The sequence below is a fragment of the Chryseobacterium arthrosphaerae genome, assembly GCF_001684965.1.
GTDB classification, from domain to species: domain Bacteria; phylum Bacteroidota; class Bacteroidia; order Flavobacteriales; family Weeksellaceae; genus Chryseobacterium; species Chryseobacterium arthrosphaerae.
The window spans coordinates 37,149-63,526 of record NZ_MAYG01000032.1 but is presented as its reverse complement, the minus strand read 5'-3'; the positions used below and the strand labels follow the sequence as shown (position 1 = coordinate 63,526).

Annotated in this window: 29 protein-coding genes and 1 tRNA gene; 20 read left to right on the top strand and 10 right to left on the bottom strand. The window is 38.3% G+C overall.

Features of this window, described 5'->3' with window-relative positions; translation table 11 throughout:
* Positions 1 to 56: 56 nt before the first annotated feature.
* From BBI00_RS22440 to BBI00_RS22400, 9 genes are all read left to right on the top strand, one after another.
* Positions 57 to 674 (top strand): hypothetical protein, encoded by a 618-nt coding sequence (locus BBI00_RS22440; protein WP_065401072.1) that lies wholly within the window; start codon positions 57 to 59, stop codon positions 672 to 674.
* The gene (locus BBI00_RS22435) at positions 674 to 1,321 is read left to right on the top strand and encodes a hypothetical protein (protein ID WP_065401071.1); all 648 of its coding nucleotides are present in this window, start codon (positions 674 to 676) and stop codon (positions 1,319 to 1,321) included. The genes BBI00_RS22440 and BBI00_RS22435 overlap by 1 nt, the downstream gene beginning before the upstream one ends.
* Before the next feature lie 156 nt (positions 1,322 to 1,477).
* The gene (locus tag BBI00_RS22430) at positions 1,478 to 1,768 is read left to right on the top strand and encodes a winged helix-turn-helix domain-containing protein (RefSeq protein WP_065401070.1); all 291 of its coding nucleotides are present in this window, start codon (positions 1,478 to 1,480) and stop codon (positions 1,766 to 1,768) included.
* Between the two features lie 60 nt (positions 1,769 to 1,828).
* A complete protein-coding gene (locus BBI00_RS22425; RefSeq protein ID WP_065401069.1) occupies positions 1,829 to 2,119 on the top strand; it encodes a hypothetical protein in 291 nt (96 codons plus the stop codon).
* A 25-nt stretch (positions 2,120 to 2,144) separates the two neighbouring features.
* The gene (locus tag BBI00_RS22420; protein WP_065401145.1) at positions 2,145 to 2,984 is read left to right on the top strand and encodes a metallophosphoesterase; all 840 of its coding nucleotides are present in this window, start codon (positions 2,145 to 2,147) and stop codon (positions 2,982 to 2,984) included.
* 5 nt (positions 2,985 to 2,989) lie between these two features.
* Positions 2,990 to 3,283 carry a hypothetical protein gene (locus tag BBI00_RS22415; protein ID WP_065401068.1) on the top strand — a complete coding sequence of 98 codons (294 nt, stop codon included), beginning with the start codon at positions 2,990 to 2,992 and terminating at the stop codon, positions 3,281 to 3,283.
* 12 nt (positions 3,284 to 3,295) lie between these two features.
* Entirely contained in the window at positions 3,296 to 3,781 is a 486-nt protein-coding gene (locus tag BBI00_RS22410; protein ID WP_065401067.1) for a Coq4 family protein, read from the top strand.
* Positions 3,782 to 3,792: 11 nt separating this feature from the next.
* The gene (locus BBI00_RS22405) at positions 3,793 to 4,080 is read left to right on the top strand and encodes a hypothetical protein (RefSeq protein WP_065401066.1); all 288 of its coding nucleotides are present in this window, start codon (positions 3,793 to 3,795) and stop codon (positions 4,078 to 4,080) included.
* Between the two features lie 34 nt (positions 4,081 to 4,114).
* Positions 4,115 to 5,485, top strand: a complete 1,371-nt coding sequence (locus tag BBI00_RS22400) for a DUF4153 domain-containing protein (protein ID WP_065401065.1) — start codon at positions 4,115 to 4,117, stop codon at positions 5,483 to 5,485.
* Here BBI00_RS22400 and BBI00_RS23485 read toward each other — a convergent pair.
* Positions 5,479 to 5,634: a hypothetical protein gene (locus BBI00_RS23485; protein WP_165602579.1), complete on the bottom strand. Its 156-nt coding sequence runs from the start codon at positions 5,632 to 5,634 to the stop codon at positions 5,479 to 5,481. The two genes, BBI00_RS22400 and BBI00_RS23485, sit on opposite strands and share 7 nt — an antisense overlap.
* A gap of 19 nt (positions 5,635 to 5,653) precedes the next feature.
* Here BBI00_RS23485 and BBI00_RS22395 point away from each other — a divergent pair, with 19 nt between their 5' ends.
* Both BBI00_RS22395 and BBI00_RS22390 read left to right on the top strand, forming a co-directional pair.
* Positions 5,654 to 6,193, top strand: coding sequence for a hypothetical protein (locus tag BBI00_RS22395; protein WP_065401064.1), 540 nt, complete (start codon positions 5,654 to 5,656; stop codon positions 6,191 to 6,193).
* 60 nt (positions 6,194 to 6,253) lie between these two features.
* The gene (locus BBI00_RS22390; protein WP_065401063.1) at positions 6,254 to 6,766 is read left to right on the top strand and encodes a hypothetical protein; all 513 of its coding nucleotides are present in this window, start codon (positions 6,254 to 6,256) and stop codon (positions 6,764 to 6,766) included.
* A 138-nt stretch (positions 6,767 to 6,904) separates the two neighbouring features.
* On the opposite strand, the gene BBI00_RS22385 is transcribed toward BBI00_RS22390, so the two are convergent.
* From BBI00_RS22385 to BBI00_RS22370, 4 genes are all read right to left on the bottom strand, one after another.
* Complete coding sequence (locus tag BBI00_RS22385; protein WP_065401062.1) at positions 6,905 to 8,569, bottom strand: S8/S53 family peptidase; 1,665 nt, start codon at positions 8,567 to 8,569, stop codon at positions 6,905 to 6,907.
* Between the two features lie 213 nt (positions 8,570 to 8,782).
* The gene (locus BBI00_RS22380; RefSeq protein ID WP_065401061.1) at positions 8,783 to 9,919 is read right to left on the bottom strand and encodes a serine hydrolase domain-containing protein; all 1,137 of its coding nucleotides are present in this window, start codon (positions 9,917 to 9,919) and stop codon (positions 8,783 to 8,785) included.
* Between the two features lie 36 nt (positions 9,920 to 9,955).
* Positions 9,956 to 10,405 (bottom strand): D-aminoacyl-tRNA deacylase, encoded by a 450-nt coding sequence (dtd, locus tag BBI00_RS22375; RefSeq protein ID WP_065401060.1) that lies wholly within the window; start codon positions 10,403 to 10,405, stop codon positions 9,956 to 9,958.
* A gap of 14 nt (positions 10,406 to 10,419) precedes the next feature.
* The gene (locus BBI00_RS22370; protein WP_065401059.1) at positions 10,420 to 10,878 is read right to left on the bottom strand and encodes a hypothetical protein; all 459 of its coding nucleotides are present in this window, start codon (positions 10,876 to 10,878) and stop codon (positions 10,420 to 10,422) included.
* A gap of 109 nt (positions 10,879 to 10,987) precedes the next feature.
* Here BBI00_RS22370 and greA point away from each other — a divergent pair, with 109 nt between their 5' ends.
* The 9 genes from greA (at position 10,988) to BBI00_RS22325 (ending at position 20,452) form a co-directional block, all read left to right on the top strand.
* Positions 10,988 to 11,458, top strand: coding sequence for a transcription elongation factor GreA (gene greA / locus BBI00_RS22365; RefSeq protein ID WP_047098138.1), 471 nt, complete (start codon positions 10,988 to 10,990; stop codon positions 11,456 to 11,458).
* Between the two features lie 58 nt (positions 11,459 to 11,516).
* Complete coding sequence (locus BBI00_RS22360; protein ID WP_065401058.1) at positions 11,517 to 11,906, top strand: HIT family protein; 390 nt, start codon at positions 11,517 to 11,519, stop codon at positions 11,904 to 11,906.
* A gap of 65 nt (positions 11,907 to 11,971) precedes the next feature.
* Positions 11,972 to 13,159 (top strand): ATP-dependent Clp protease ATP-binding subunit ClpX, encoded by a 1,188-nt coding sequence (clpX, locus tag BBI00_RS22355; protein ID WP_065401057.1) that lies wholly within the window; start codon positions 11,972 to 11,974, stop codon positions 13,157 to 13,159.
* A 74-nt stretch (positions 13,160 to 13,233) separates the two neighbouring features.
* Positions 13,234 to 15,228 (top strand): T9SS type A sorting domain-containing protein, encoded by a 1,995-nt coding sequence (locus BBI00_RS22350; protein WP_065401056.1) that lies wholly within the window; start codon positions 13,234 to 13,236, stop codon positions 15,226 to 15,228.
* Between the two features lie 6 nt (positions 15,229 to 15,234).
* Complete coding sequence (locus BBI00_RS22345) at positions 15,235 to 15,471, top strand: signal peptidase (protein WP_065401055.1); 237 nt, start codon at positions 15,235 to 15,237, stop codon at positions 15,469 to 15,471.
* Positions 15,472 to 15,532: 61 nt separating this feature from the next.
* Positions 15,533 to 16,825: a peroxiredoxin family protein gene (locus tag BBI00_RS22340; protein WP_065401054.1), complete on the top strand. Its 1,293-nt coding sequence runs from the start codon at positions 15,533 to 15,535 to the stop codon at positions 16,823 to 16,825.
* Between the two features lie 44 nt (positions 16,826 to 16,869).
* Positions 16,870 to 16,943: transfer RNA gene (locus tag BBI00_RS22335), tRNA-Met, on the top strand.
* A gap of 372 nt (positions 16,944 to 17,315) precedes the next feature.
* Complete coding sequence (locus BBI00_RS22330) at positions 17,316 to 19,055, top strand: hypothetical protein (protein WP_065401053.1); 1,740 nt, start codon at positions 17,316 to 17,318, stop codon at positions 19,053 to 19,055.
* A complete protein-coding gene (locus BBI00_RS22325; RefSeq protein ID WP_065401052.1) occupies positions 19,052 to 20,452 on the top strand; it encodes a hypothetical protein in 1,401 nt (466 codons plus the stop codon). The genes BBI00_RS22330 and BBI00_RS22325 overlap by 4 nt, the downstream gene beginning before the upstream one ends.
* A gap of 54 nt (positions 20,453 to 20,506) precedes the next feature.
* Here BBI00_RS22325 and BBI00_RS22320 read toward each other — a convergent pair whose 3' ends face one another.
* From BBI00_RS22320 to BBI00_RS22305, 5 genes are all read right to left on the bottom strand, one after another.
* Complete coding sequence (locus tag BBI00_RS22320) at positions 20,507 to 21,805, bottom strand: HlyD family secretion protein (protein WP_065401051.1); 1,299 nt, start codon at positions 21,803 to 21,805, stop codon at positions 20,507 to 20,509.
* 44 nt (positions 21,806 to 21,849) lie between these two features.
* Positions 21,850 to 22,044 carry a hypothetical protein gene (locus BBI00_RS22315; RefSeq protein ID WP_065401050.1) on the bottom strand — a complete coding sequence of 65 codons (195 nt, stop codon included), beginning with the start codon at positions 22,042 to 22,044 and terminating at the stop codon, positions 21,850 to 21,852.
* 72 nt (positions 22,045 to 22,116) lie between these two features.
* Positions 22,117 to 24,309, bottom strand: a complete 2,193-nt coding sequence (locus BBI00_RS22310; protein ID WP_065401049.1) for a peptidase domain-containing ABC transporter — start codon at positions 24,307 to 24,309, stop codon at positions 22,117 to 22,119.
* An 83-nt stretch (positions 24,310 to 24,392) separates the two neighbouring features.
* Positions 24,393 to 24,557, bottom strand: coding sequence for a bacteriocin-like protein (locus tag BBI00_RS23480; RefSeq protein ID WP_165602578.1), 165 nt, complete (start codon positions 24,555 to 24,557; stop codon positions 24,393 to 24,395).
* Positions 24,558 to 24,651: 94 nt separating this feature from the next.
* On the bottom strand, positions 24,652 to 26,163 hold the full coding sequence (locus tag BBI00_RS22305; RefSeq protein ID WP_065401048.1) for a vitamin K epoxide reductase family protein: 1,512 nt from the start codon (positions 26,161 to 26,163) through the stop codon (positions 24,652 to 24,654).
* Positions 26,164 to 26,378: the final 215 nt, after the last annotated feature.

Genomic DNA, 26,378 nt, shown 5'->3' with positions numbered 1-26,378 from the left:
AAAAATATTTTGCAGGTTCATAAAAAATTATAACTTTGTAATTCAAAGTTCTTTCTATGGAAACAAAAAACTATCACGAAGACTTATCCCATATCCGTTCCATGATGGAGCGGTCTTCCAGATTTATTTCTTTGAGCGGATTATCCGGAGTTGTGGCAGGGCTGGCAGCTATTATTGGTGCGGCATATGTCTATTTTGTTTTTAAAAGAGAAGGGATTGATTACTTTGATGGTGACAGGAATATTTTCAAACCTGCCTTAGTGAGAGAACTTGTATGGATCGGTATCGCTATTTTAGTGGCAGCTATTTTCAGCGGATATATTTTTACAGCCAATAAAAGTAAAAAGAAAGGACTCAAAATCTGGGATGCAACCACCAAACGGCTTTTGGCTGCTTTTGCTGTGCCTTTGGTAGCGGGAGGATTTTTCTGCCTGGCGCTTCTTTATCACCACCTGTTTGTATTTATTGCACCGGCTACGCTGATCTTTTATGGGTTAGCTTTGGTAAATGCGGAAAGATATACCCTGACGGATGTAAAATATTTAGGATATTTTGAAATTATTTTGGGATTGATATCTCTTTTCTTTTTGGGTTGGGGATTGGTTTTCTGGGCAATTGGCTTCGGTGTCCTGCATATTGTGTATGGATTGATCATGCATAAGAAATATCAATAATGGGAATAGGGTTTGTCATACTGATACATCTTGTCATTCTCTTTATTCTGAGTTTGATCTGTGCTGTTATAGCAGGCATTGTTACATATTTTGTCAGTAATAAAAACAGGAGAAAGAGAAAAACAATACTGGCAATAGCAGCGCCATTTGTAGGATTGTATACATTCTATATTTGTGGAATTATCGGGTTTTCATTAGTTACGGATAAAAAGAAAGTAGATATAGGGATTGGTGATGCATGGTATGTTCCTTTGAGGAATAATCATCAGCTGCTATTTATTGATATTCCGGAGCAGGCAAGTATTAACGGGAAAAACGGAGAAACTCAGGTTTCAATGGTTGCAGAAATTGAAGAAGATGGAAATAAGATCCTGGGTAAAACTTTTGATAACGGGTACTTTTTGTTAGATACAACAACAGATGAGGTAAAAACTTTTAATACAGAAAAAGAATTGATTGCGGTGTATTCAGGTAAGAAGCCCAATCTGGCAGAGGTCACTGAATTTTATTCGGAAAGAAAAGACCGTATAATGGGCTTATGGCCGTTCTGTATCGGGATTTTATCTCTGATCATCAGTGGGGGAACAGTCTGTATTTTGAAACTGATCATTGATGGTCTTTTTGGAAAAGTACATACATTAAAATAGAAATCATAATCGTGAAGAAATAGATCCTGTTTTTAATCCTTATTTTTGCACCGTTTTTTGAAACGGAGAAAAGCTGCTAAGACGGAGCTTGTGCAGGATAGGGAAATATAAATAGTCAGGGGATGACGATTTCAGAATAAATAAGACAACAGTAAAATGATTAAAATAAGTCAGCTCAATAAAGAATTCGAAAGCCGTGTAAGACTGGGCATTATGTCCGTTCTTATGGTCAACGACTGGGTTGATTTCTCTGAAATGAAGGGGTTGCTTGAAATTACTGATGGCAACCTGGCCAGTCACAGTAATGCACTGGAAAAAGCCGGTTATATTGAAGTGAAAAAAGAATTTGTAGGTAAGAAGCCGAAGACCTCTTATCGGGTTACACAGAACGGAAGACAGGCCTTTACGGAGCATCTGGATGCCCTTGAAAAACTATTGGGACGTTAGTCCTATATTTTTTTTGAACATTAACTTTGAATTGCAAAGTACTTTATAAAATAAAATACAATGATAACACAAAAACAAAAAACACTCGCCATTTATGCATTTCCTTTGGTTGTGCTGACTGTTCCAATGTTGGGAAACATTTTCTCTAAAGAAGTTAACTGGACCGTCTCTGATTTTCTGGTAGCAGGAATTTTACTCTTTACAACCGCTTTTCTGATCAATATGGCCAGAAATAAAATCAAAAAGCAAAGCCTGAAAATAATACTCTGCATTTTCACTTTGCTGGCTCTTGTACTGATCTGGCTTGAACTGGCCGTAGGAATTTTTGGAAGTCCCTTCGCGGGAAGTTAAATACCGGATGTATTAGCTTATGAACATGACCAGAAAAGAATTTTTTAAAAGAATGATGTGGCTTTCGGTTGCAGGAATGTTTCCGGCATTATACTCATGGCAGATAGAACCTTTCTGGGTAGAATTTGTTGAAAAAAAACTGCCCATAAAGAATTTACCCTCATCGCTGGAAGGAAAAATACTGATGCAGATTTCTGACCTGCATGTGGGAGACCGTTTCGACTGGAATTTTCTGATTGAAACTTTTAAGGAAGCCAGAAGGTTTAATCCTGACTTTGTAGTGTATACCGGAGATTATGTGAATTATGGAACTGCGGAGGAGCAGAATGCCCTTAGGAAAGTTATGGAAAACTGCGTAATGGGAACAGCCGCAACTTTCGGAATACTGGGGAACCATGACTACGGAGTAAGCTGGAAAGATCTGGAATGTGCAGACCGGATCTGCGAAATTTTAGAAAACAGAGGAATTGTTATGCTCAGAAATGCTCAACAGGAAACAGAAGGATTAAATTTTATAGGATTTGATGATCTGTGGTCACCGGAGTTTCGTCCGGCAGAAGCCATGAAAGAATACGATCCCGCAAAAGCCAATATCATACTCTGTCACAATCCCGATGCCTGTGACCTCGATATATGGAACGGTTACCGGGGCTGGATTCTGAGCGGACACACGCATGGCGGACAATGCAGGATACCGGGAATTATCACTCCGGTTCTCCCGGTGAAAAACAAAAAATACACTTCGGGCGAGATTGATCTGGAAGACGGGAGAATGCTGTATATCAACCGTGCCATAGGACATTCTTTTCAGGTCAGGTTTATGGTGCGTCCGGAAATTACTGTTTTTACTTTAACGCAGGCTTAATAATTATGAAAGATCAACACATTTTAAACATCGCAAAAACGGTATTTGCCCTGTTTTTTCTGGCCGGAAATATTTGTCTTTTCGGATATATACTGACAAAAAATGAGTGGTTTGCAGGGTCAGGCTATATGGTGATCATCTTTGGAGCCATGTCAAGTCTGGCTGTTATACTGGCATTGCTGGTATATAGTTTTATCAACTGGGACCGGTTGGACATTTGCCTCAAAGCAATTGGTATCCTGCTGCTCAATATCCCCATTGCTGTTCTTTATGCTTTAATAGGAATCAATCTTCTTTAAATACAATATACTATGAAAAAAATACGGGTTCAGTTTCTGCTTTTTGTGTATGATAAAACTCAAAAGCTGTACAGAAAATACTTTAAAAAGAAAAAAAGACAATGGCAGTTCAATGAAAAACAGCTGCTGGAATTCCAGGAAGACTCCCTGGGCAGAAAGCTCGGAGAATTTTACAGGAAACACGGTTTTTCAATGATTCCCAAAATGGAAAATCATGATGTACACCATCTGATTACCGGCTGCGGGACCAACTTCGAAGACGAAATTGCCATGCAGTACCTTCTCCTGGGAAATGGTAAGCTCAATGCCCACCTTCTGGCGGCTATCGTATTGGGAACATTTATCTTGCCTGAATATGTGAAAATTTATATCAAAGCATACAAAAAGGGTCAGAATATGAGAACGTTTCATCACTGGGATTTTGAAGAACTCCTGTGGCAGAATTTTGACCATGTGAAAGACTTCATTCAGCAGAAAGAAACCGTTGTGCTTCACTAAAAAATAGCATTATGGATAAAATAAAATTCAGTCCGCTGGGAAAAAGAACATTTTTGATTTCTTTTCTGGCAGGAACATTTCTGTGGATTCTGTTTCTGATTACCCAGTCGGATTTTCTGGTAATGATTGGTTTTTACTATGTACTCACAGCAATAATCGTTAATGTGATCATCCTCTTGCAGGAGCTGATCATATTTATAACAAATGTCAGTGAAGAAAAAGCTTCAGGAAACTCGGTTGTTCTTCTGCTTGCCAATATTCCCATTGCACTGGTCTATCTTTTTATTATTCTCAACTAATAATCAGTTATTAACCTCCAAAGTTTTTAATCTTATGAAAACACATCACTATATATTCATCACAGCCCTTCTGTTTGTTATCGTATTCTACGATCAGGATACAGGGCTGAACCTTGCAATCCTTGGAATTGTTTATTCCTTATTGACCTGGTTTAAAACTCCGGGAAGAAATAAAACCGGAACCCTGCGCATTCTTTTAGGGACAAGCATCCTGTCATGTGCCGCATTCGCATGGTATGGCGATTTTGCATCCTTTCTCGCTCTGGTAAGCTCATTGCTTTTGCTGGGATACCGGGCCAGAAACAGAAATATGAAGATCCTCTTTCTCATTCCTGTTTTTATTTCCAATGGATGTACTTCGATCTGCCGGATCTTCAGCTTTGATCAGTGGCTGCCCAAAAGGAATGTTTCAGGGCTATGGCAGAAGACATTCGCCTTTATCCTGATTCCGTTGATCCTGATATCTGTTTTTTTCGGGATCTATTCTGCAGGAAGTGACCATTTTGCCGCTCTTTTTACAGACTATGAGCTTGATCTTAACCTCTGGCAGGTGTTCTGTCTTTCTGTTCTGGGATTTTTTATTGCATTCAACTACTGGAACTTTGCCGTTGAAAGGCTGATCTACAAAACCCACTGTATTTTGGATAATGATTTTCAGAGTACCCCCCGGATCCCGAAGGCTACCTATTCTTTTCTTGATCTGGATGCAGAAAGAATGAGTGGAGTGATCTCTTTCGTTTCATTGAATATTCTGCTGATCTTTTTCATTATCACCTACAACTACGAACAGTTTTACGAAGTATCAAAAACGCCCGTTCAGCTTTCTGAAGAAACCCATGAGAGAGTGAATGCCGTTATTTTATCAATTATCATGGCGATTTTGGTCATTATGTTTTACTTTAAATCAGACTTTAATTTTGATCCGAAGGCCGGCCTGATGAAAATTTCAGCAAAAATCTGGATTCTGCTGAATGCAGTGCTTGTAATTTCAGCAGCTGCGAAAAACTTTGAGTATATTGTCAATTATGGCTTTACCTATAAGAGACTTGGTGTTTTTTTATTTCTGATTTTAGCCCTTACCGGACTTGTTCTGACCTTTATTAAAATTCAAAAGAAAAAACGGAATGCCTACCTCTTCAATACAATGGCCTGGTATCTTTACGGGACCATCTTAGTATGCAGCTATATCAACTGGGGAGGCTTTGTAACGTCGCAGAATATGGCCCGAAGGAACTTTAATGTTTATTACCATCTTAAAGATGTTAACTTCAGTGAAAAAGCCCTGCTGAACTATGCCAATGAAAAAAATGACGGAAAACTTAAAAAGAATATCCATGATAAAATAAAAGGAGAAAAGTCCAAAACCTTTCTTTCTGAGATCCTTTATTATCAGACCATTCAATAGTATTTCGTTACAGCAGAATCCAGTCCTGAATGCAGATCCCGGAATGAACTTGGAACAATTTTAGCATGTAAAAAGAACTGATTAACCAGGATGGTGTTAATAGAAAGGAGAACTTCCATCTCCAGGCCTCCGGCTTTCATCTTTTTCACTTCCTTAAAATTAATTATTATGAAAAAAAGCTTATTGTTAATTCCATTGATTATCGTTGCCTGTAAAAAAGAACCTGCTGTGACTGTAACGCAGGATAAAGACTCTACCGTAGTCACTGAAATGCCGGATTCCGTTTATAAAACAGATTCTGCAGCATTGAAAACTAAAGATTCAATTATTAACAATGCTCCGGCTACCAAAGAAGTCCTGCGCAAAGGAGTGATGAGAAGCGAAAAAGAAGGCCAGATCGTGAGAACGGCTGATGCATCACAGCTTCCTTTTACATTAGGAGAAGAGTTTACTAAAGATGATCAGGAACTGGTATTGAAGCTGACTCATTATGACCAGGCGAATATCAAAGCAAAAATTTCAACCAAAGAAAAAGATTTTAATATCCGTTTCAATCAGATAAAACTCCCTAACGGGGACTATGACGGACCTTTCGGAAGAGAGATAACGTATGAAACTCCGGGAAAAGGAGAGGTGTGGCTCATCATCGGTAAAAGTAATATGGCTTCGGGAAACACCAAAGGAAGCTTTACCGTAAGTGTTGAATAAATTTCAGCTATTTTGGTACAGTTTCTGCAAAGTATACTCTGAAGTTTAAAATTTAATATTATGAAAAATATAGTTCTAACAGCAATGGCCGCTTCAGTTGTACTTGTAAGTTGCGGAACCGTACAGTCGCTGGTTCAGAATACCTTTCCCTACACAACGAATGTTCTGGTATCTACAGGAGTACCTGCTGATAAAGAAGTATCTTCAACGGCAACTGCTACCAATGTTCAGACCTGGTTCGGGGGAAATAACAATGCACAGATCAAGGATGTAAGAATTTCAGATGCTAAAATTTCAGTAGCATCGCCTTCAGGAGGAAATCTGAGTGCATTCAAGACCGTTAAAATTTATGTCTCGTCAGCCGGAACCGGTGAAAGACTGATTGCATCACGTTCGAATATATCCACCAATTCTTCCAGCCTGAATCTGGATCTTAATGATACCGGTTTTCTGGATGAGATTGTAAAAAGTTCAGGTTTGACTGTGAGAACAGTTTACGAACTGAGGAACCAGACTTCTTCAGATATGAATATTAAAGTTGCGCTGAATTTTAGCAGCGTACCTGCAAAATAAATTTTTGTTAAGACCATAAAGAAAATCCACCTTTCAGAATTTCTGAAAGGTGGGTTTATTATACAGCTGTTACGTTTTTCTATTTTGTAAAACAACATTTGAAGGAAGTATCATTCCATTCCTTCGGCGGACTGTCATTTACAGTTTCGTGAATTTCTCAACCACTCTTCTTGAACCTTCATTGATATTGATGAGGTATTGACCTGTTGGCAGTTGTGAAACATCAATTTTTTCATCCGGTGCAACCGTGCTTTTCATAACTGTTCTTCCCTGAAGGTTGATGATTTCAATATCCAGTTTTTTATCTTCATTACTTTGAATAGCGATATATCCGGTAGAAGGATTAGGATAAATCTTTACCGTTAAAGAAGGAAGACTTTGGGTTTTACCTGTAAATCCGCTTTCCAGCTTTAAAATGGCATTCTTTACATTAGGCAGCGGACCTATCTTTTGACCTGTTACCGTACCTCCCTGCGGAATTCCTGTAGAGATCAGAAGATTCTTCATTGCTGTCGGAGTCAGATACTGCCCGGTATTCTGATAATAGTAGGATTGTATCAATACAGCAGCAGAAGCTACAACAGGTGTTGCAGAGCTGGTTCCGCTGAAGTAATTGTAAGTCCTGTTGTTATCATTATCATATTTGGCATAAGAACCGTAGCCTGCTGCCAGAACACTGCTTCCCCAGCCCTGTACATCCACTCTGTTTCCAAACGTACTGAAGCTGAGTTTTGAATGCGTCGTATTAGGAGATCCTGCTCCTACAATGATGGCTCCGCTATTACCTCTTGACAGATATGAGGCATAGAAAGGATCATCCAGATTCTGGTTTCCGTTCCCTGCTGCTGCTATAATGATGATACCGGAATCTGTAGCTGCTTTGGTCAGATCCCAGATTACTTTGTCGTATTCTGCAGGACAATACTGGCCGTCTTTCCCACCGGTCTGCATTTCATATAAGATAATATCTCCGGCCTGAGAGGCATTGATAGAGCGGCTTACCGCTGAAGCCCTGTTATAGCCCAGAGTAGTCCATTCCATATATCCTTTGATATCAGAAGCGCTGTAAACAGAACCTGTGAGCCCGATATTGTCTTTTACTGAACCGAGGATACTGACTACAGCAGTGCCATGATCCCTGTAATTATTGCCTGATAATCCTGAGTTCGGACTGTATCCGGGTTCCAGTTGAATAGAATTTTGATTGGCCAGCATTTCGTGGGTTTTATAGAAACCGTATTCCACGTCACGGATGCGTATATTCTGACCTGTAATCCCTCTTGACCAAGCATATTTTGCATTGATTCCCGGATTATCATTCAGGTAAGTCTGTACGCTTTCCAGATCAGGAGTGGCTACAAACATATTGACCAAAGGAGGTTCTACCGGTACACTACTCATTACCGATACATATTCCACTTCAGGGAATCTTTCTAGGGCACGGACCAATTTTTGGGTAGCCTCTTCATTCTGCAGCGGAATATCTGCTTTGAAAATTCTTTTCAGTTTTTCCACAGACTCCCCGGAATTTCCGTTTTCCTTACTGCTTCTTGTCATTTCATCCAGTTTGTGATCCGAAAACCCAAGGTCATAAGTGAATGAGATTTTATTTTCCTGTGTAAACTTTTCCAGGGCAGCATTTCTGCTGAAAGCCGCTTTGTCTGAATGAATGCCTTTTGAAAAACATACATAGACAATAGCATTCTGGTCTGTGTTATGGATGGATTTGCCGGTTGGGTCCTGTCCGAAGGATAATGACGTGCAGAAGGTGAATAATGCAAAAAGTTTAATTTTTGTTTTCATATTATTTTTGTTAAATGGTTGTGAATCAGATTTGGTTTGATCAAAAATAATAATAAAATGAAAACAAATCACGTTTTTGTGAATTTATTTAAAAAAATAATATTATGCCGAAATTGTCAGTATAGTATCAGGGCTTCCGCAGGACGAATCCTCAAATGATTACCGGGCTTTTACAAAAAAACGTCTTTCAAATGTATTGAAAGACGTTTTGATTTAGTCAATATATTTCAGCTGAAGCAATATTCTTCTGATGTGGCCGGTAATAAATGCATTGTTATTCGTGAGCCAAATAATAGATATATCTTTTTCAGGGATCATTAGTAAATGGGATTTAAAGCCTCCCTGATCTCCGGCGTGCTCTATCACTTTTACTCGTTCTTCTGTTTTTATATCGGAATAAAAACCGTTATGAACAAACCAGGTGCCCGTATGGTCTGCAGGTTTATCACCCTTCCAGTTGACCGGCTTACGGACTGTCTGGGATTCTTTAATGCTTGTACAGTCTGTAAACTTACAGGCTTGAATGGCAGAGATATATTTTTTAAGATCATCAATAGAACTCCAGACCCCTCCGTTACCTGCCGCTGCAAATGTGGGACATTCACCATAGTCATATTCCTGGTACACTTTGTCTTTCAGGATGTAACCATGAGCTACATTTTTGTCGGGGAAGCTTCCATCAGTTATGGTACTGTTTTTCATTCCTGAGGGTTTGAATATATTTTCTGAAATAAAGCGCTGCCATTTCATATGGCTTACCTTTTCAATAATCAATGCCAGTCCATTGTAAACGGGATTGGAATATTCATATTGGGTACCCGGCTCGAATTTTAATGAATCGGCAAATTTTAAAGGCTTAAAATTTTCTTCATCTTTTGCTGTAAGATAAAAAATACTGTCTTTTTCAACATGTCTGAGATCCGGAAGTCCGGAAGTATGGGTGAGAAGATGCTGAAGCTTAATGGAAGATGCTATTTTCTTGTTTTTAAAATCCGGAAAAAAAGTGAGAAGGTTGTCATCAGTGGAGAGCTTTTTTCTATTCTGAAGTATTAAAATTCCGTAAGAAACAAATGTCTTGGAAATAGAACCTAAATTTGAAACGGTCTTACTGGTGAATTTTTCTTTTGTCTTAAGGTCAGCCAGTCCGAATGAATTTTCATACAGGATTTTGTTTCCCTGCTGGATCAGAATACTGCCTCCTGGATTATTAGCCTGAAAAACTGTTGAAAATGCGGAGTCTAGTTTTATTTTTAAAAGTTCCTCCCGGTTTTGGCCAGAGCACAAAAGTCCTGTACTGAATAAGACCAAAGCCAGGGATTTTAACTGAAGATTTTTGAGTATATAAATCATTAATTCGTTGATGAGGTAGTTCTTGTTTTTCTCTGATCAGCTTTTTGTGATAGAATCCATAACAATGGTCACAGGCCCGTCATTGATCAGGGATACTTTCATATCAGCCCCGAAAATTCCGCTTTCGGTTTTTAATCCGGACTTAGCCATTTCTTCTTTAAAATAGTCAAACAGCGGAACGGCTTTATCAGGTTTTGCAGCCTTAATGAATGAGGGGCGGTTTCCTTTTTTATAGTCAGCAATTAACGTAAACTGACTGATGCACAGGAGCTCTCCAGAAATATCCTTTACAGAAAGATTAAGCTTGCCATCTTCATCGCCAAAGATTCTGAGGTTCAGTACTTTTTGTACCAGCCAGTCTGCATCCGGTTTTTCATCATTTTCATCAATACCTACGAGCAGCATCAGTCCTTTACCGATTTCACCAACGATCTTTCCGTCTACTTTTACGCTGGCTTCTGAGACTCTTTGTATAACAATCTTCATGGGATTCTAAATAGTTAATAGTAAATACTTAACGTTTTGCTTACCGGATCATAATTGTAAGAATTATAAGTCTTTGGAGGAAGAGATGTTTTGGAACCTGATTCCGGCTGTCCGGTTCTTAAGATCCATCGTGAATTGTCTTTGGGACATACGATAATGATATTGTCTTTTACCTCAAGTGTTGTATCATTGTCCGGGCATATATGAGGAGCATTCCGGTCATATATTTTGAATGCGTTTCCGGTACGTACAGCAATTAGACCTCTGGTTCCCGACTGCTGTTCATTGATGTAAATCCATCCGCCGTCATAATTTAAATTATTATAAGCCGGAAGGTTCAAATTTAAAGTTACATTGATCGGGTTATTGGGAAAGCAGTTCACGGTATCTTCTCTGTTACTGCATGAGTTTATAGTTAAATTACTGATAATCAATAAGGTGAAAATAGCTAAGATTGAAAAAGTTTTTTTCATTTCAATTTAAATTTTTATATATTTGTAAAAATTAAACGATTACAACACGAAAACATTGTCCGGCAAATGTCGGATTATTTTTTTATACTAAAACTAAATTTTGAAAATTATGGCAAGCTATGTAACAAAGGAGGGCCTTGATAAGATGAAAGCTGAGCTGGAACAGTTGGAAACTGTAGAGAGACCAAAGATTACCCAGCAGATCGCAGAAGCAAGAGACAAAGGTGATTTGTCTGAAAATGCAGAATATGATGCGGCTAAAGAGGCTCAGGGAATGCTTGAAATGCGAATTTCCAAGCTGAAAGATGTTATTTCTACTTCTAAAATTATAGATGAAAGCCAATTAGATACTTCAAAAGTTTCTATCCTGACAACGGTGAAACTTAAAAACAATGCGACTAAACAAGAGCAGGTATTTAAATTGGTACCGGATAACGAAAGTGACCTTAAAACAGGAAAAATTTCTGTGAATACCCCAATCGCAAAAGGACTGTTAGGAAAAGCTATCGGCGAAACCGCAGAAATCACTTTACCGAACGGAAACAAACTTTCTTTTGAAGTATTAGACATTTCTCTATAGTCTGATACCCCTTTCTATTTCTAAACTTTTGATTACCTAACCTCTAACTTCTAAAAAAATGAGCACTATATTCACAAAAATCATCAACGGCGAAATTCCCTCATACAAAATTGCAGAAAATGAAGACTTTATAGCATTCTTAGATGCAATGCCTTTGGTGAAAGGACATACCCTGGTAGTCCCGAAAAAAGAAGTGGATCTGATTTTTGATCTTGAAAGTGAAGAATACAAAAACCTTTGGGGATTTGCCCAAGAGGTAGCCAAGAAGATCAAAACTGCAGTTCCATGTGTAAGAGTAGGAGTAGCGGTAGTAGGACTGGAGGTTCCTCATGCCCATATCCATCTGATCCCTTTGAATAAGATGGAAGACATGAATTTCAGAAATGAAAGATTAAAATTAACGAACGAAGAATATACAGAGATCCAAAACTCAATTATTAATTCTTAAAAAAACAGGAAAACGTAAAAAAGTGATTTTTTACGTTTTTCTTTAACATATACCTATTATATAATATGAACTCAAACCAATGTTCTTTCTGTGGAAGAAAAAGAAATGAAGTACAAATGCTGATTTCCGGGCAGAATGGTTTTATTTGCGAAAATTGTATAGAGCAGGCACATACTATTGTAAAAGACAGTGCCTCCAAAACAGGATACGCTCCGGCAGACAGTATGGAAGAACTTAAAAAGCCGAAAGAAATCAAAGTATTTCTTGACCAATACGTGATCGGGCAGGACCAGGCGAAAAAGCAGCTGTCGATTGCCGTATACAACCATTATAAAAGATTACTTCACGCTCAGGACGAAAACCGGGAAGTGGAGCTTGAAAAATCAAATATCATCATGATAGGGGAGACAGGAACCGGTAAGACACTCCTGGCCAAAACAATCGCCAGAGAACTTAATGTTCCTTTCTGTATTGTAGATGCTACTATTCTTACGGAGGCAGGATATGTAGGGGAAGATGTTGAAAGTATTCTTTCCAGACTTCTGATGGTGGCAGATTATGATGTGGAGAAAGCTGAAAAAGGAATCGTATTCATTGATGAGATTGATAAGATCGCAAGAAAGTCAGATAACCCAAGTATTACAAGAGATGTTTCCGGAGAGGGAGTACAGCAGGGATTGCTGAAACTGTTGGAAGGAAGTATCGTAAATGTACCGCCGCAGGGAGGAAGAAAGCATCCGGATCAGAAATACATCCAGGTGAATACTCAGAATATCCTGTTTATTGCCGGAGGAGCTTTTGACGGGATCAAGGAAATCATTGAAAGAAGAATGAATAAGCAGGCGATTGGTTTCAGCTCTGAAAAAATCAATAAAACTGATGAGGATGAATATGTATTAACAAATATTAATGCTATTGACCTTCGTTCTTTCGGGCTAATTCCTGAACTTTTAGGAAGATTTCCAATCATCACTTACCTTGATAAACTCACAAAAGAAACGTTGGTAAGAATCATGAAAGAACCTAAAAATTCAATTGTGAACCAATTTGTGGAGCTTTTCAAGATGGATGGTACGGATTTGGTAATTACAGATGGTGCTATTGAAAAAATAGTTGAAGAAACGATTGAAAAAGGATTGGGAGCCAGAGGTCTGAGAGGAACCACAGAAAAGGTTTTGGAAGACTATATGTTTTCAATCGGAGAAGAGAAAGAAATTATCTTAACGGAAGATAATATTTTGATTAATAGATAAAAAGTTTTTTTTTCTAAGAAAAAAATAATACCTTTGCGGGTGAAGATTGTATTAACACACAAATAATTTATACAATGAGAAAAAGTTTATTTGCTATAGGTCTTTTAGCCGTTAGCTATTCTGTTCAGGCGCAGAATGTTTTATGTCACGTAGATGCTAACGCTACTATGTATGTGAGCGACGGCACCCTAGTTTATAGTGGTGGCGGTGTACAAACAAGAGACAATGGTCTCATGGAAGTACACGGGAACGTAATGGTTGTAGGAACCGCAGCGGATGCTTTTAAAACAATTGATGCCGGTGGTGCGGATAAAACTACCGGAGGTAATATTGTTTTAAAGATGAATAATCCGTCAGGCTTTACTACTTCTACTTACGGACAACTGTACATTGACGGATTAACCCAATCCAACATTACAGGTGTTGTGACTAAAGAATACCTTGCAACAAACAACGGTACTACAAGTAATTATTTCCAGCAAGTTGCCCTTCCTTTCTCCGGTAAAGCCTTTAATTCACTATCTTCTGAATTAGGTAAGACTTTTAATATCGGAAGATACAGTAATCCAATTTTGAAATGGGATAATGAAAATGCTGTTGCCATTACTAACCTGAATCTGACTCCTACTGGGGTTACTTGGGATCCGTCAGGGTATTATATGCTGAAAGTTAGCAATAGTGACTGGAATCCAAGTGCTCCCGCTTCCGGAAATGTATTCAAAATTAACGGAAAACCATATGCACCATATTCTGGTGTTGTAACATTACAGAATGCAGGAAAGTCTAATGTAGGCACTTCTAATGTTGTGTTCGGAGTTAATGGTTATGGTTTAAACCAATACCAGGAACGTTACTACACTTATCTTGACGATTCTTTTGAATATACTGCTACCCCTTGGGCAGGAACATTTGGTCAAAACTGGTATCAATTCGGTAACCCTTTCCTTACAAATATAGATTTATCTAAGATTGGATATACTGAAAGTGCTACAGGATCTGACGGAAACGCAGTGAAAAATATCTGGGGTGTTGAATATAACCCGGGTACAATTGTTACGCTTCCAAATGGTTCTACTTACGCTACAGGAAATAAGGTTGTTACCTTCGTAAGTACAGGCGACGGAGTTGCTCCGGCTGTAGGTGATGTAGATTTGGTAGTAGTAAAACCAATGCAGACATTTAAAATCAAGTTAAGAAATAACACAGTTCAGACATTAAACTTTAATACACTAAGAAGATTTAAGTCAACAGCAAGAGCGGCAGGTATTGATTATGATGTAAATGCTGCTAAGATGACTAATGCAAATGGTAAGACTAATGCCAACAGCATAAAACAACTTGGTGTAATTGGTTTGGATGCGAACGGAAATGAACTTTCCAGAACATACTATGTGGTATCTCCGGACTTAACAACAGGTCACCAGATTTCTCCAGCAACTTCAGTTCAGGCTTCAGCAGGTGTAAATATCATCGGTACATTCGAAGAATCATTGAATGGAGGATATGATGATAACTATAAAAACAGCTACTGGTTATATATTAATGAAGCTAATGAGAATAACTTCCAGGGTAAGAATGTTAAGTTAAAGAACTTCTTCATGGATAAGGTGAAATCTTATAAATTCGAGATCAGAGAAAATACTGAGTTAATTCCGGCAGGTTCCCATCAGTTATCTTCAGGAATCGGTTTCTACTATAAAGCTGAAAACGGTAATCTTATAGAAGCTAAACAAGGAGATGTAGTACCTGTAACGAATGAGGAAGCTAACTTATATTACGGAGAACCAAGTAATATAACTCTGGGATTAGATAAGAATAAACCAAGTATTTCTAGTACACTTGTAATTTACAATCCGGCAATTTCAAATTATATTGTTAGATTTGATCCAAAATGGAAAAAAGCAGACATTCAAGTTTATGATATGAGCGGTAAACTGGTAATCTCTAAAAAAGCGGTTGAAACATCGAGAGATTTTGTAATCGAATTAGATGACTCAGTTAAAAGTTCATATGTTGTAAAAATTGTTTCTGATAAAGGAGAAACTGTTAATACTAAAATTTTAAAATAAACTACAATGAAGACTATTAATAAACTAGTATTGGCTTTTTTCATGATTATTGTATCTCTGGTAAATGCCGAAACCCCGCCGCAACCTGATGTACAACCCGCTTCTTTCGCAGGAGGAGGTGGTGGTGGAAATGGAACAGGAGCTCCTGCTTCGCCCATCGATATGTATGTATATATATTAGGGATTGTAGCAATTGCATTCATTTTCTATTATACTAAAAAATATAAAAGCGTAAAAGCATAAAATTTTATTAAAATAATATTAAACTCTCTGATTAGTCAGAGAGTTTTTTTATTTTTACTCTATGAAAAAGATTTATACGCTATCTGCGATTTTAGCAGCATTTGCTTTGCAGGCTCAATTTACAGTCACAGTTCAGACTCCTGCAGATTTTAAAGATCAAGATGCAATTTTATATACACTAAACGGTTCAAAGGATATTATTGTTACAAAAGAAAAGATTAAGAATAATACTTTGACATTTAAATATCCGGGACACTATATGGGCATGATGAAAATCTATTTCCCGGACTCCAATAATACGGTAAGCTTCATTTCTGAAAATAAAAATGTAAACTTTAAACTGAATACCCAGAATAATAAAGTTAAAGACGTTATTTATCTGGATGAAGCGAACGATTTGATGAGCAAACAGCAGGAAGGCTCCCAAAAGAAAGAGCTGATCCTGCCTGCACTGACGCAGATCAAAGAATATTATAAGGATAATACAGACTTCGGAAAAGCATTGAAAACGGAGATTGACAGGCTTTCCGGTACTTCTGCCTCTATTGATGCAGCACAACATCCGTTTATAGCGTATTACAACACCAATTACAGCAAGTTTTTAGGAAATCAGTCTGATCCATCCAAAAAAGTAAATCAGGACGAAATTATCAACTTTCTGGACAAATCCGGTGATATGCTCGAAAGTTCCTCTTTATTGAGACCCGTATTGGTTGCTTATCTGAACTCCGGAGGAAATACCAATGTTACAGGTTCTGTAGATAAACTTTTGGACCGTCTTAAAGTAGAAACTCCAAGAGGGCAAACCGTTTTATCCGAATTGATCGATATTTTTGATGTATATCAGATGGATGAATTTAAGAATAAATATCTTACCCAGGCGAAAAATCTTAAATGTACCATTAATGACAGACTTGCTTCTACATTAAAATCCAATGCTAATGTTGAAATGGGAGCTGTTTTCCCTAATACTAAGTTTGTGTCGGCTACCAATACCACCGCAAAAACATTACACGATATTAAGGCAGATAAGAAGGTGGTTGTCTTCTGGTCATCTACCTGCTCGCACTGTGAAAGTGAACTTCCAAAGCTTTTAGAAAAGTACAATGAGCTGAAAGCAAAAAATATTCAGGTTGTTGGCCTGTCTTTAGATGTAGACAAAAATTCTTATACCCAGAAAATCGCTGCATTTCCTTGGGTGAATGATTCAGAATTGAGAGGATGGAACAGTTCTTATGTAGATATGTATAATGTTCATGCAACTCCGACGTATTTTATTTTAGATGCTAACAATAAGATAATCAACAAACCAGATCATGTTGGAGATGTTTTAGAATATTTTAAGGCAAAATAATTTTGGAGGTAAAAAATATTTTTCTATATTTGCACCACCAAAACGGCGAGGTAGCTCAGTTGGTTAGAGCGCAGGATTCATAACCCTGAGGTCACGGGTTCAATTCCCGTCTTCGCTACAATAAAAGGAAAAGCAATGTCGGCTTTTCCTTTTTTCTTTTATATACTTTTTGAAAATCCATTCTTTCAATTTATTCAGCTTGCTTCCATTTTAGGGCATTTTTCTAAACTCAATATCATTACATTTTATTATTTTTCACATTAAAGGGAAAAAATACGTATTTATACGTAAAAGATTCCGGCAGATAATTTCTAGTTTTGAAGTAGTAATCATCACTTATATGATCATGTTGAAAATTACCCGAAAATATTCAGAGGATAAGTGATCCGCTCAGATTTCTGAATTTTGAGTGTAATCATATTCCTTCTACGGGACCAATATAGATTAAAATATTCATCAATTATAACTCCAAAAACTAAAAATTGAAACCATGAAAAAATTTAACACCCCCGCCTATCAGGCCGAGAAGGATTTTAAACAGTATCCGCATTTAGGAGAGCAGCTTGAAAATGCCTGGAGCAATTATGTAAAATACTGTACCATCAATTCAATCATGGGAAATCCCTGGTCAAGTACGTATGATCATCCCAGAAGCTGGTATTATAATCCTCTGGTGGATGATGTCGTACCTACAGAACAGAATACCGTTCCTATACAGTGGAATGCCTTTCCCAACAGGATCAATCATTATTTTACCGGGCTTTTCACCAAACAATTTGGCAGCACTGAATATGAAGATAAACTGCATGAGCTGGCTGATATAGGTCCGGCTGCTTTTGGAAAAAAATATAATATGGATCTTACAGTCCCTAAAAACCCGTGTGATCCTTCTGATACCCGTACGAAACCATTTGGCCCGTCAGGACCTCGCGGGTGGCAGGATGAATATTGTGAATGGGCTGTTACAAGGGATGAAAACGGGGATATCACAGCTGTTGATTTTACCCATGAGAATCCGGAGTACTGGTTTCATATGTGGAAAGTTTCTCCGGATATAGTGGTCGCACTTTATCAGGAAATCCTCAATAATAAGAACGTTAAAAAAGAAGACCTGTACCTGCTGGACAGCACTGGAAATCCAGTTATCGTAAGAGAAACAGGAGAACCTGCCTACAACCCGATTAATAAATGGAATAATGGCCCGGAGGCAACTCCTGAAGGCGGAGGAGCCGTACATCTTACAAGTCCTCCAAATTCATTGGGTGCTGAAATCTACCTTGGAGCGGCAGCCACTATCTTACGGGTAAAAAACAATCAGGTGATTACAGACGCCAATGCTTTGATCTGCGCTGCCCAGTACGGACAAATTTATAGAAACAGTGATCCCCGCATAGGACAGAATGTTAATTCATTGGTGTATAACCATAAGCAACAAATAACTTTAACCAATCCTATTGCACTCTATGGGCAGGTTCCGGATTTCGATCAATTTGAAATGCCTTCTACCGCCGGCAGTTACAAAATTCAGGATTGCTATACTGTTGTACGAGGGGAAGAACGGAATAAAGGAATTACTTTCTATCCTTTTAATATGCTTTTGCACACAAGATTTTCTGTTCCGAAAGGCGCCAATTTTAAGCTGAGTGAAATAAAAGTAAAAGGAAAGCTCTTAAAATGGGGCTCACAGATTGCTGACACCTTTTTCGTACAGCTGGCAGGTACCGGAAAAAGTCCCGGGGCCGGAGAGCAGCCTGAAAAATTTCCTCCGGTAGGAGATCCCGCAACAACTCTTCCTAATGTACAATATCTTTTGGATAACAATTTGCTGCAGGCAAGTCTTTACAATAAACTGAATACTTTTTCTAATCTGACATCCTGCATTACACAGATTGAAGCAGGAACGAGTACTGAAGGTATTGCTGTTCTGACGAATGCGGCCACGAAGGAAACCCGGTTTGATTTCGGTCCCGGAATCAGTGTTATGGTCACTGATTTCCAGAATATCGATGAGGATACACAACTGTTTCTGATTACGATTACAGCAGATGCTGATACAAGCCTGGGAGAAAAGCCATTGAGCCTGTACAATAATGCTTCAGATCCTAAGTATGCTCTATCCGGAGTATTGGAGGTAGTACCCAATGGTTCTTTACCTAAAATGAATACAACTCCTAATCTTGCATTGCTTTCGGGGCAGCAAGTTGAACAAGTTAAAAAAATATTGAAATGAAAACTTTAGTATTTTCGCTTTTCATATTGAGCTTCATCTCATGTGAATCCGGTAAGAAAGACCAGCGACTGAATTCAGCAACCGGTTTTTCAAAAGTAGCAGACAGTGAATCGATCTATTGCGGTGCGTTTTGTGATCCTCCTTCTATTACTTATAAACTTGCCGGGGATTCCACCTGTGCACACAGTTCGCAGGATGTACTGAATTGTTTTGCATGGAAGAATTTTATTGCACTAAACTGGGCTGCTTCTGCTCAAAGAGGTGTTCCGGATACCACTGCAACAGCAGCCAATTATGGTATGCCCGGGGATTACAGCCCTACAGTTTGGGAGAGCTTTGCTAGCAATGACGAAGTTTTTGCCCCCAAAAATCTTCTAACATGGAACCTGAAAAGTAAGAATGGGTATGTAAAACAAATTAATGAGATTAATAAGTTTACAGATATTAATATCAGTATTCCCAAAGCTACTCTCAGAGCTGCAGTAGGAAATAGTAATGTTGATGAAATATTACAGGCTGAAGGTTCCTGGCTTACTGATCAGAGCGGAAATATTGTTTGGTATGAAATTAAAATCAACAATATTGAAAGTGATTTTATCCGCCGGAATAAGCTTTACGATTATAATAGTCTGAAAGAGTATGGTACTGCAAATAACGGCGTGTGGCTGCCCATGGAGTCTATAGAACTTAAAGCTGCCTGGCGTATCATTCCTGAAGATAAACTTGACTCTTTGAAAAATTATTATAAAATTTCAAAAGCCATGGTTCCGGAAATTAAAGGTTTTAAAGATAAAAAGCCTGTTTTTGGAAAATCCACACAGAAATATTTGGGACTGGTGGGCCTCCATATTATCCGGAAAACTCCACAGTCACCTCAGTTTAACTGGATGACATTTGAGCATATACATAATGCTCCTAATGAAGGACAGGCTGACCCCTCTGTAAGGTATTGCTTCTACAATCCTAAAAGTACAAAGACTCCCAATATCGCTCCGGTAATAGGGCAGGACAGTCTGAATACTCCTGTTCAGGTCGTACGGGTGAACAAAATCAAAACAAAGCTTCAAAAGCTGAACACCCAGATGCAGCAGCTTATCAGGGCAAGTAACCCCAAATCAGTATGGCAGTATTACCAGCTTGTGAATATCCAGTGGCCGGAAAATCCGATACAGGATAATGGAAATAATAAGTCTGCTCCACTTATGGAAGGAGGGATTACCCCTTCGGATATTTCGAATACAACGATGGAAACCTATGCTCAACAAAAACAGTGCATGGACTGTCATAAGTATGCTTCAGTGGTGGGGAGCGGTATGCCGCCTACCGATTACAGTTTTATATTTTTAAAGGTAAAACCGGAAAAGCAGATTCCAAAAGGAAAAACTCCTGTAAAATAACATAAAAAGTAAACCCGCAAGATTGCGGGTTTACTTTTTTTATGGTGTTGTGGTTTAGCTTTGGTAGCCGAGTAATTTTCTGATCTGATAGAAAAATCTTTCAATAAGTCTCAGATCTTCAGTTACAATTTCTGCACTTCCTCTAAGTTCCTTATCAAAGGTAAGTGTCTTATTGTAGCTTGTTTTTAGTCCTTTAGGCAATACAACATCTACATAGTAATTTCCTTTTTCGTCAGGGATCAGGGATATGTTCTGAACTTTTCCTTCTATGATTCCATATTCCTGGAAACGGTAATTATCAAGTTTGATCAGAACCTTTTCTCCCGGAATTATCTTTCCGGAGTTGGTGGTAGGTACAGACATTCTGCCGACTAATTTCTCCTTATTTTCAGGAAGGATAGATAAGATAGGCTCACCGCTTTTTACAAACTGATTTTCGCCAAAAAACTGCTGGAAGCTGGCAACGCCATCTGTAGAAGATATGACAAGATAATTCTGTTCCCACTGTTTTAAAGATTTTCGCAGCTGTTCAAACAGCTGTAAGGTCTGTGATGAGTAAGTAATTTTGTCTTTTTCCGTATTAATGGCAGTTCCGCTTCTGGTTTTATTCAGGTTTGAAATTCCTTCCTCAGCCTGGGAAATGGAGATATTGATATTTTCAAGGTTTTGTTGAGCCTGAAGATATTTGATCTTTTCATTTTCAAGTTCCATGGCAGAGATAACTCCCTGGTTGAAAAGTTCCTGGGATCTGTTGAAATTTTTCTTTGTCAGATCGTATTTTAAAGATTCAAGATTTTTTTGCTGCTTTAAAGTGGTCATTCTGACTTTATATTCCGAAAGGCTCTGATTGGTTGCCAGGTTTTCCGGAGCATAAGGCTGTAGTCTGGTAAACAGCTCTTCATCCTGAAAAGCCTTAGCAAAGTTGTTATATTCCCCCTGCAGTTCCCCAAGCTTAAATCCTGCCGTTCTGTAAATAGGGAAGGAGTACAGCTGATTGGGAGCGGTGGAATCTACTATTTTCTTCAGCTCTAAAATATCTTTGTAATTGGCTGCAGACTGCATCACCATCAATACTTCATTTTTCTTAACCGGCTGATGGTCTTTGATGAATATTTTCTCTATTTTGGAACTGATCCTCGCTTCTATTTTCTCCGGTGGATTCTGAGAGGTTACAATAATAGGAGCGGGTACGAATTCCGGGTATTTTATAATGTAGCTCATCACAAGGATAAGGAGCAGGATAATAAATATAACGGTATTTCCCCAGCGGATCATCCAATGGGGTGGCTGGGTAAGAATATCCTGTACGCTTTCTGAGCGGAGTTCAATATTGTCTAAAACGTCTTCTTTCATTTTTCTGAGGTAAAATTTCCCCCGATGTTTCAGGGGAATATAATTTAAATACTTGGGCAGGTCCCGTCATACCATGACGGCGGTGAAGTATCTGCATCAGGCGGGCATGCAATATGCTCCATATGGCAGGACATCCAGCTGCCAAGGCACCATGATCCACAGCAGCCCTGATCCGGATATATTACACCTCCGCTGACAAATGCTAAATCTTTTCGGGTAAGTTTTTTTAGATTTTTCATAATTAACAGATGTTTTTTATTTCCTACTCTATAAGCTTTTCGGAATCCGCTATCTGGTGTTTTTGGTGTTGATTAGCTTCCTAACTCAAGCTGATTTCTTACCAGCCTGTAATATTCTCCCCGTAGATCTACCAGTTCTGCATGGCTGCCTTCTTCCACTACCTTTCCTTTATCCAGCACAATGATTTTATCAGCATGTCTTACTGTGGAAAGTCTGTGGGCAATGACTACTGCTGTTTTGCCTTTAAAGAACTGCTCAAGGTTTTCCATAATGACTTTCTCATTATTGGCATCCAATGCTGACGTTGCTTCATCGAACAGGATGTACTCCGGAGATTTGTATACGGCTCTTGCAATGAAGAGTCTTTGTTTTTGTCCGCCGCTTACCCCTACCCCTTCATTTCCGATCTTTGTATTATAGCTTAACGGAAGACTCTCAATAAATTCTTTGATATTGGCAATTTCTACCGCCCTTCTTAGTTTCTGCTTGTCAATATGATCTTCGCCTACAGCAATATTATTGGCTATTGTATCATTAAATACATATCCTTCCTGCATTACCACGCCGCAATGATCTCTCCAGAATCTTGGGGAAACGTTTTTAAGATTGGTATTTCCGATTTTGATTTCTCCCTGATCCGGATCATAAAATTTCATCAGGAGTTTCAGAAGAGTTGTCTTCCCACTTCCGCTGGCTCCTACAATAGCTGTAGTCTGGCGGTAAGGAATGGTAAGGTTCAGATTTTCAAAAACAGGAACATCAGACCCGATGTACCTGAAAGACATATCAGTGATCTCGATGTCTTTTTGCGGAACATCCATTGCATAATGTTCGTTCTTATCTTCTTCGTCGTCTTTATCATGAATCTCACCTAATCTTTCAAGGGAAATTTTGGCATCCTGGGTTTGTTTGATAAAGTCGATGAGCTGTAGAAGAGGGCTGTTCAGCTGTCCGATAATATACTGTACGGAAAGCATCATTCCCAGGGTAAGATTACCGCTTAAAACAAGCTTGGCAGAAAGGAAGCTTACAATGATGTCCTTCATCTGGTTGATGAAGTTTCCTCCTACAGACTGCCATTGCTCTAATGAAAGCGATTTTATTCTGATCTTAAACAGTTTTACCTGTAAAAATTCCCAGTCCCAGCGTTTCTGTTTTTCAGCATTATGCATTTTAATTTCCTGCATTCCGTTGATCAGCTCTATCACTTTACTCTGTTCCTGAGAAACCTGGGAGAATCTTTTGTAATCAAGTTCTTTTCTTTTTTTCAGGAAGAATGTGATCCATCCGATGTAAGATACGGCACCTACAAGATATACAATGAAAAGCCTGTAATCATAAAATAAAAGGACAATACTGAAAATAATAAGATTGACAAGCGAGAATAAAGTATTCAGTGAAGAGCTTGTCAAAAGCTGTTCGATTCTGTGGTGGTCATTGATCCTCTGCATGATATCACCGGTCATCCTTGTATCAAAGAAGCTTATAGGAAGCTTCATCAGCTTGATAAAGAAGTCGGAGATAATCGAAATATTGATTCTTGCAGACAGGTGAAGGAGGATCCAGCTTCTGATGGTTTCTATCCCCATTCTTCCAAGGAACAGCATGACCTGGGCAAGCAATACCAGATAAATAAAATTAATATCCTGATTCTGTATCCCGACGTCTACAATACTTTGGGTAAGAAACGGAAAGATCAGGGAAAGTAAACTCCCTGCCAGTAATCCTACGGCTAGCTGTATGACAAGTGTCTTATATTTGAAGAGGTATTTGGAAAGAAACGTGAAGCTGGCTTTGCTTTCTTCACTGTCAAACTCTGTCTGAAAGAATGACGGGGTTGTTTCCAGGATCAGAACAATACCTTCTTCCGTATTTTCATTGGCATTTTCACCAATCCAGAATTTGATGAATTCGTCACGGGTATAGGTGATCAGCCCATAGCTGGGATCTGATATATAGACCTTATTATTTTTATCAATTTTATAAACGACAACAAAATGATTTTTGTTCCAATGTGCAATACAAGGGAAAGGGACCTCTTCTGCGAGGGTATTGAAATCTATCTGGACTCCCATTGAACGGAATCCCAGATTTTCTGCAGCATCACTCAAACCAAGGAGACTGCTGCCCTCACGTGTCGTTTCAGAGAGGTTACGGATCTGCTGGAGCGATATACTTTTGCCATAATGCTTGCTTACGATCCTCAGGCAGGTAGGCCCGCAGTCTTTAGTGTCCGGTTGCTTATAAAAAGGAAATTTTTTCAAAACTAATGTTCATTATAAAATGCCGTCAATAGGTGACGACATTTTTAATTGTATTCAATATTCTAACTCAGTGAAATGGCTGCCTAGTAATAGCACCATTTGTTGCAGGCGTTTATTGCCCCTTCTTTAGGCGGATTGATTTTAGATTCGCAATAGCTTGCTTCACTCTGAATTCTTGCACATTCTTCAGTAATTCCTCCTTTTAACACGCTTAAATTAGCTCTCGTAAGTTTTTTTAGATTTTTCATAATAATAGTTTTTGTTTGTTGAATTTCAGTTCTTTTCGTATATCGATTTGTTTTTCCTAAGATAGTGAAATTTTTAAACGGACGGATTTATTTGTTATATCTCCTCATCATCAATTAATTCATCAATGAAGAACGGAAGATCTTCACGATCATACTTATCCGGAAACTGATATCCGTTGATGATAAAGATGGGGGTAAAGCTTAATCCGGCGTTACTGTTTTCTACTGACATTTCTACCAGAGGATTCAGATTTTCTGATGTAGGTACTCCTCCGGACAGGGCATTGATCTTACTTTCATCCTTGGTTTCAAACCATGTTTCTACAGCATGAAGGAAGTCTTTTTCAGGTTTATTATGGTAGATATGGGTAAGATCGGAAATTAGCTGTGTATATTTGTCATGGGTTCTGTCTGAGAAATAATTGAACCGCATCTGCAGGGAAATATCATCAGGATACTTTTCCAACAGTCCTTCCGCCAGTTTATGGGCATCTTTACAGAATCCACAGTATGGATTTGAAACAATAGAAATGCGGAGTTTTGAATCCTTCCGGCCTACAGAAAATGTTTCGGTATCCTGGAATACTATTTTGTCATTCTGCTGAAGCTGGCTTTTAAAAAGTTCGTAATTTCTTTTAAATCTAAGGTTCTTTGCGTTGGCTTTCTGCAGAGTTTCTTTCTCTTCAAGTAACGTGTTGAAATATTTTACGGCAGAGAAAATAAGTCCCCAAAGGATAACCGTCAGCAGAAGTGCTCCGATTCCAAAAGTCAGATTCTGGAAAAATACTAAACTAATGATCAGCTGAGCAGCAAGAATCGAGATAATCAAAAGACAAACCCTGCAAAATGTTTTTTCTACAAAAGCCTGAACGTAAACCGAGTATCCTATTGCAATCACGGAAACTAAGGTAAAGCCTTTAACGATATATGCTGTTGCCGGTAAAAACAGTCCCAGCACGGCAAGTCCTGTAAAGTAAATCAGTGAGAAATCTGAAAATTTTAATCCCAGAATACTGGTTTTATCCTGTTTGATAATCTTATCACAGGAATTGACAGTCTGCGCAGCTGCCGCTCCGCCACCGCATATACTTCCGATCACCGTAGAAGTATTTCCGAATTTCTGATTGAAAATTTCAAGGGAAATATAAACTCCTGCCAGCGAAAGGATATTAAAAATAGCTTCAAATATGGTTTGACTTATAAAAGAATAGGCAATGATAACTGCAAAGATGCCATACAGTACCGGCTTGAAATTGAAGACGGATTTATTCTCTGCTTTCTCTGTCTTTTCAAATAAGAGTACGAAGTCTGTAGATTTTTTATAAAGTTCTTCTTTTTCAAATGTCTTTGCTTTCTCTGAATAAACGGCATAACTGCTTCCCGATTTTTTTACGAGAGAGAATGAGTTTTCAACAATCGCTATAAATTCTTCCGGAAGTTCGTCCCAATATTCTTTGTCAAGTTCATAAGCATCATTTTTCACCCCCATAAAGTTTAATGTATCGCTAAATGCCAATGCAGAAGGATAATTAGGGTGGGAGTTAAACTGGAAAATAAACTCCTGTTTATCTAGTTTGAGATAGTTAATTAGTTTGTCAAAAATCATATTAATATTTTTATCTAAAATACACAGATGTTTTAAATATACAAAAATATTTTTCTTTTATTAGTGAGATATAGGTGGTTGTTGGTAGATTTGTTTTGAGTTTCAATATTTTATTTTTCATTGTTGATTTGAAGATATTGTACAAAGCCGGTCCTGTTTTTTTGATAAAGCTCTAAAAGTAACATCTTTTACAGGCAGTTCCACTCTAATTTTTG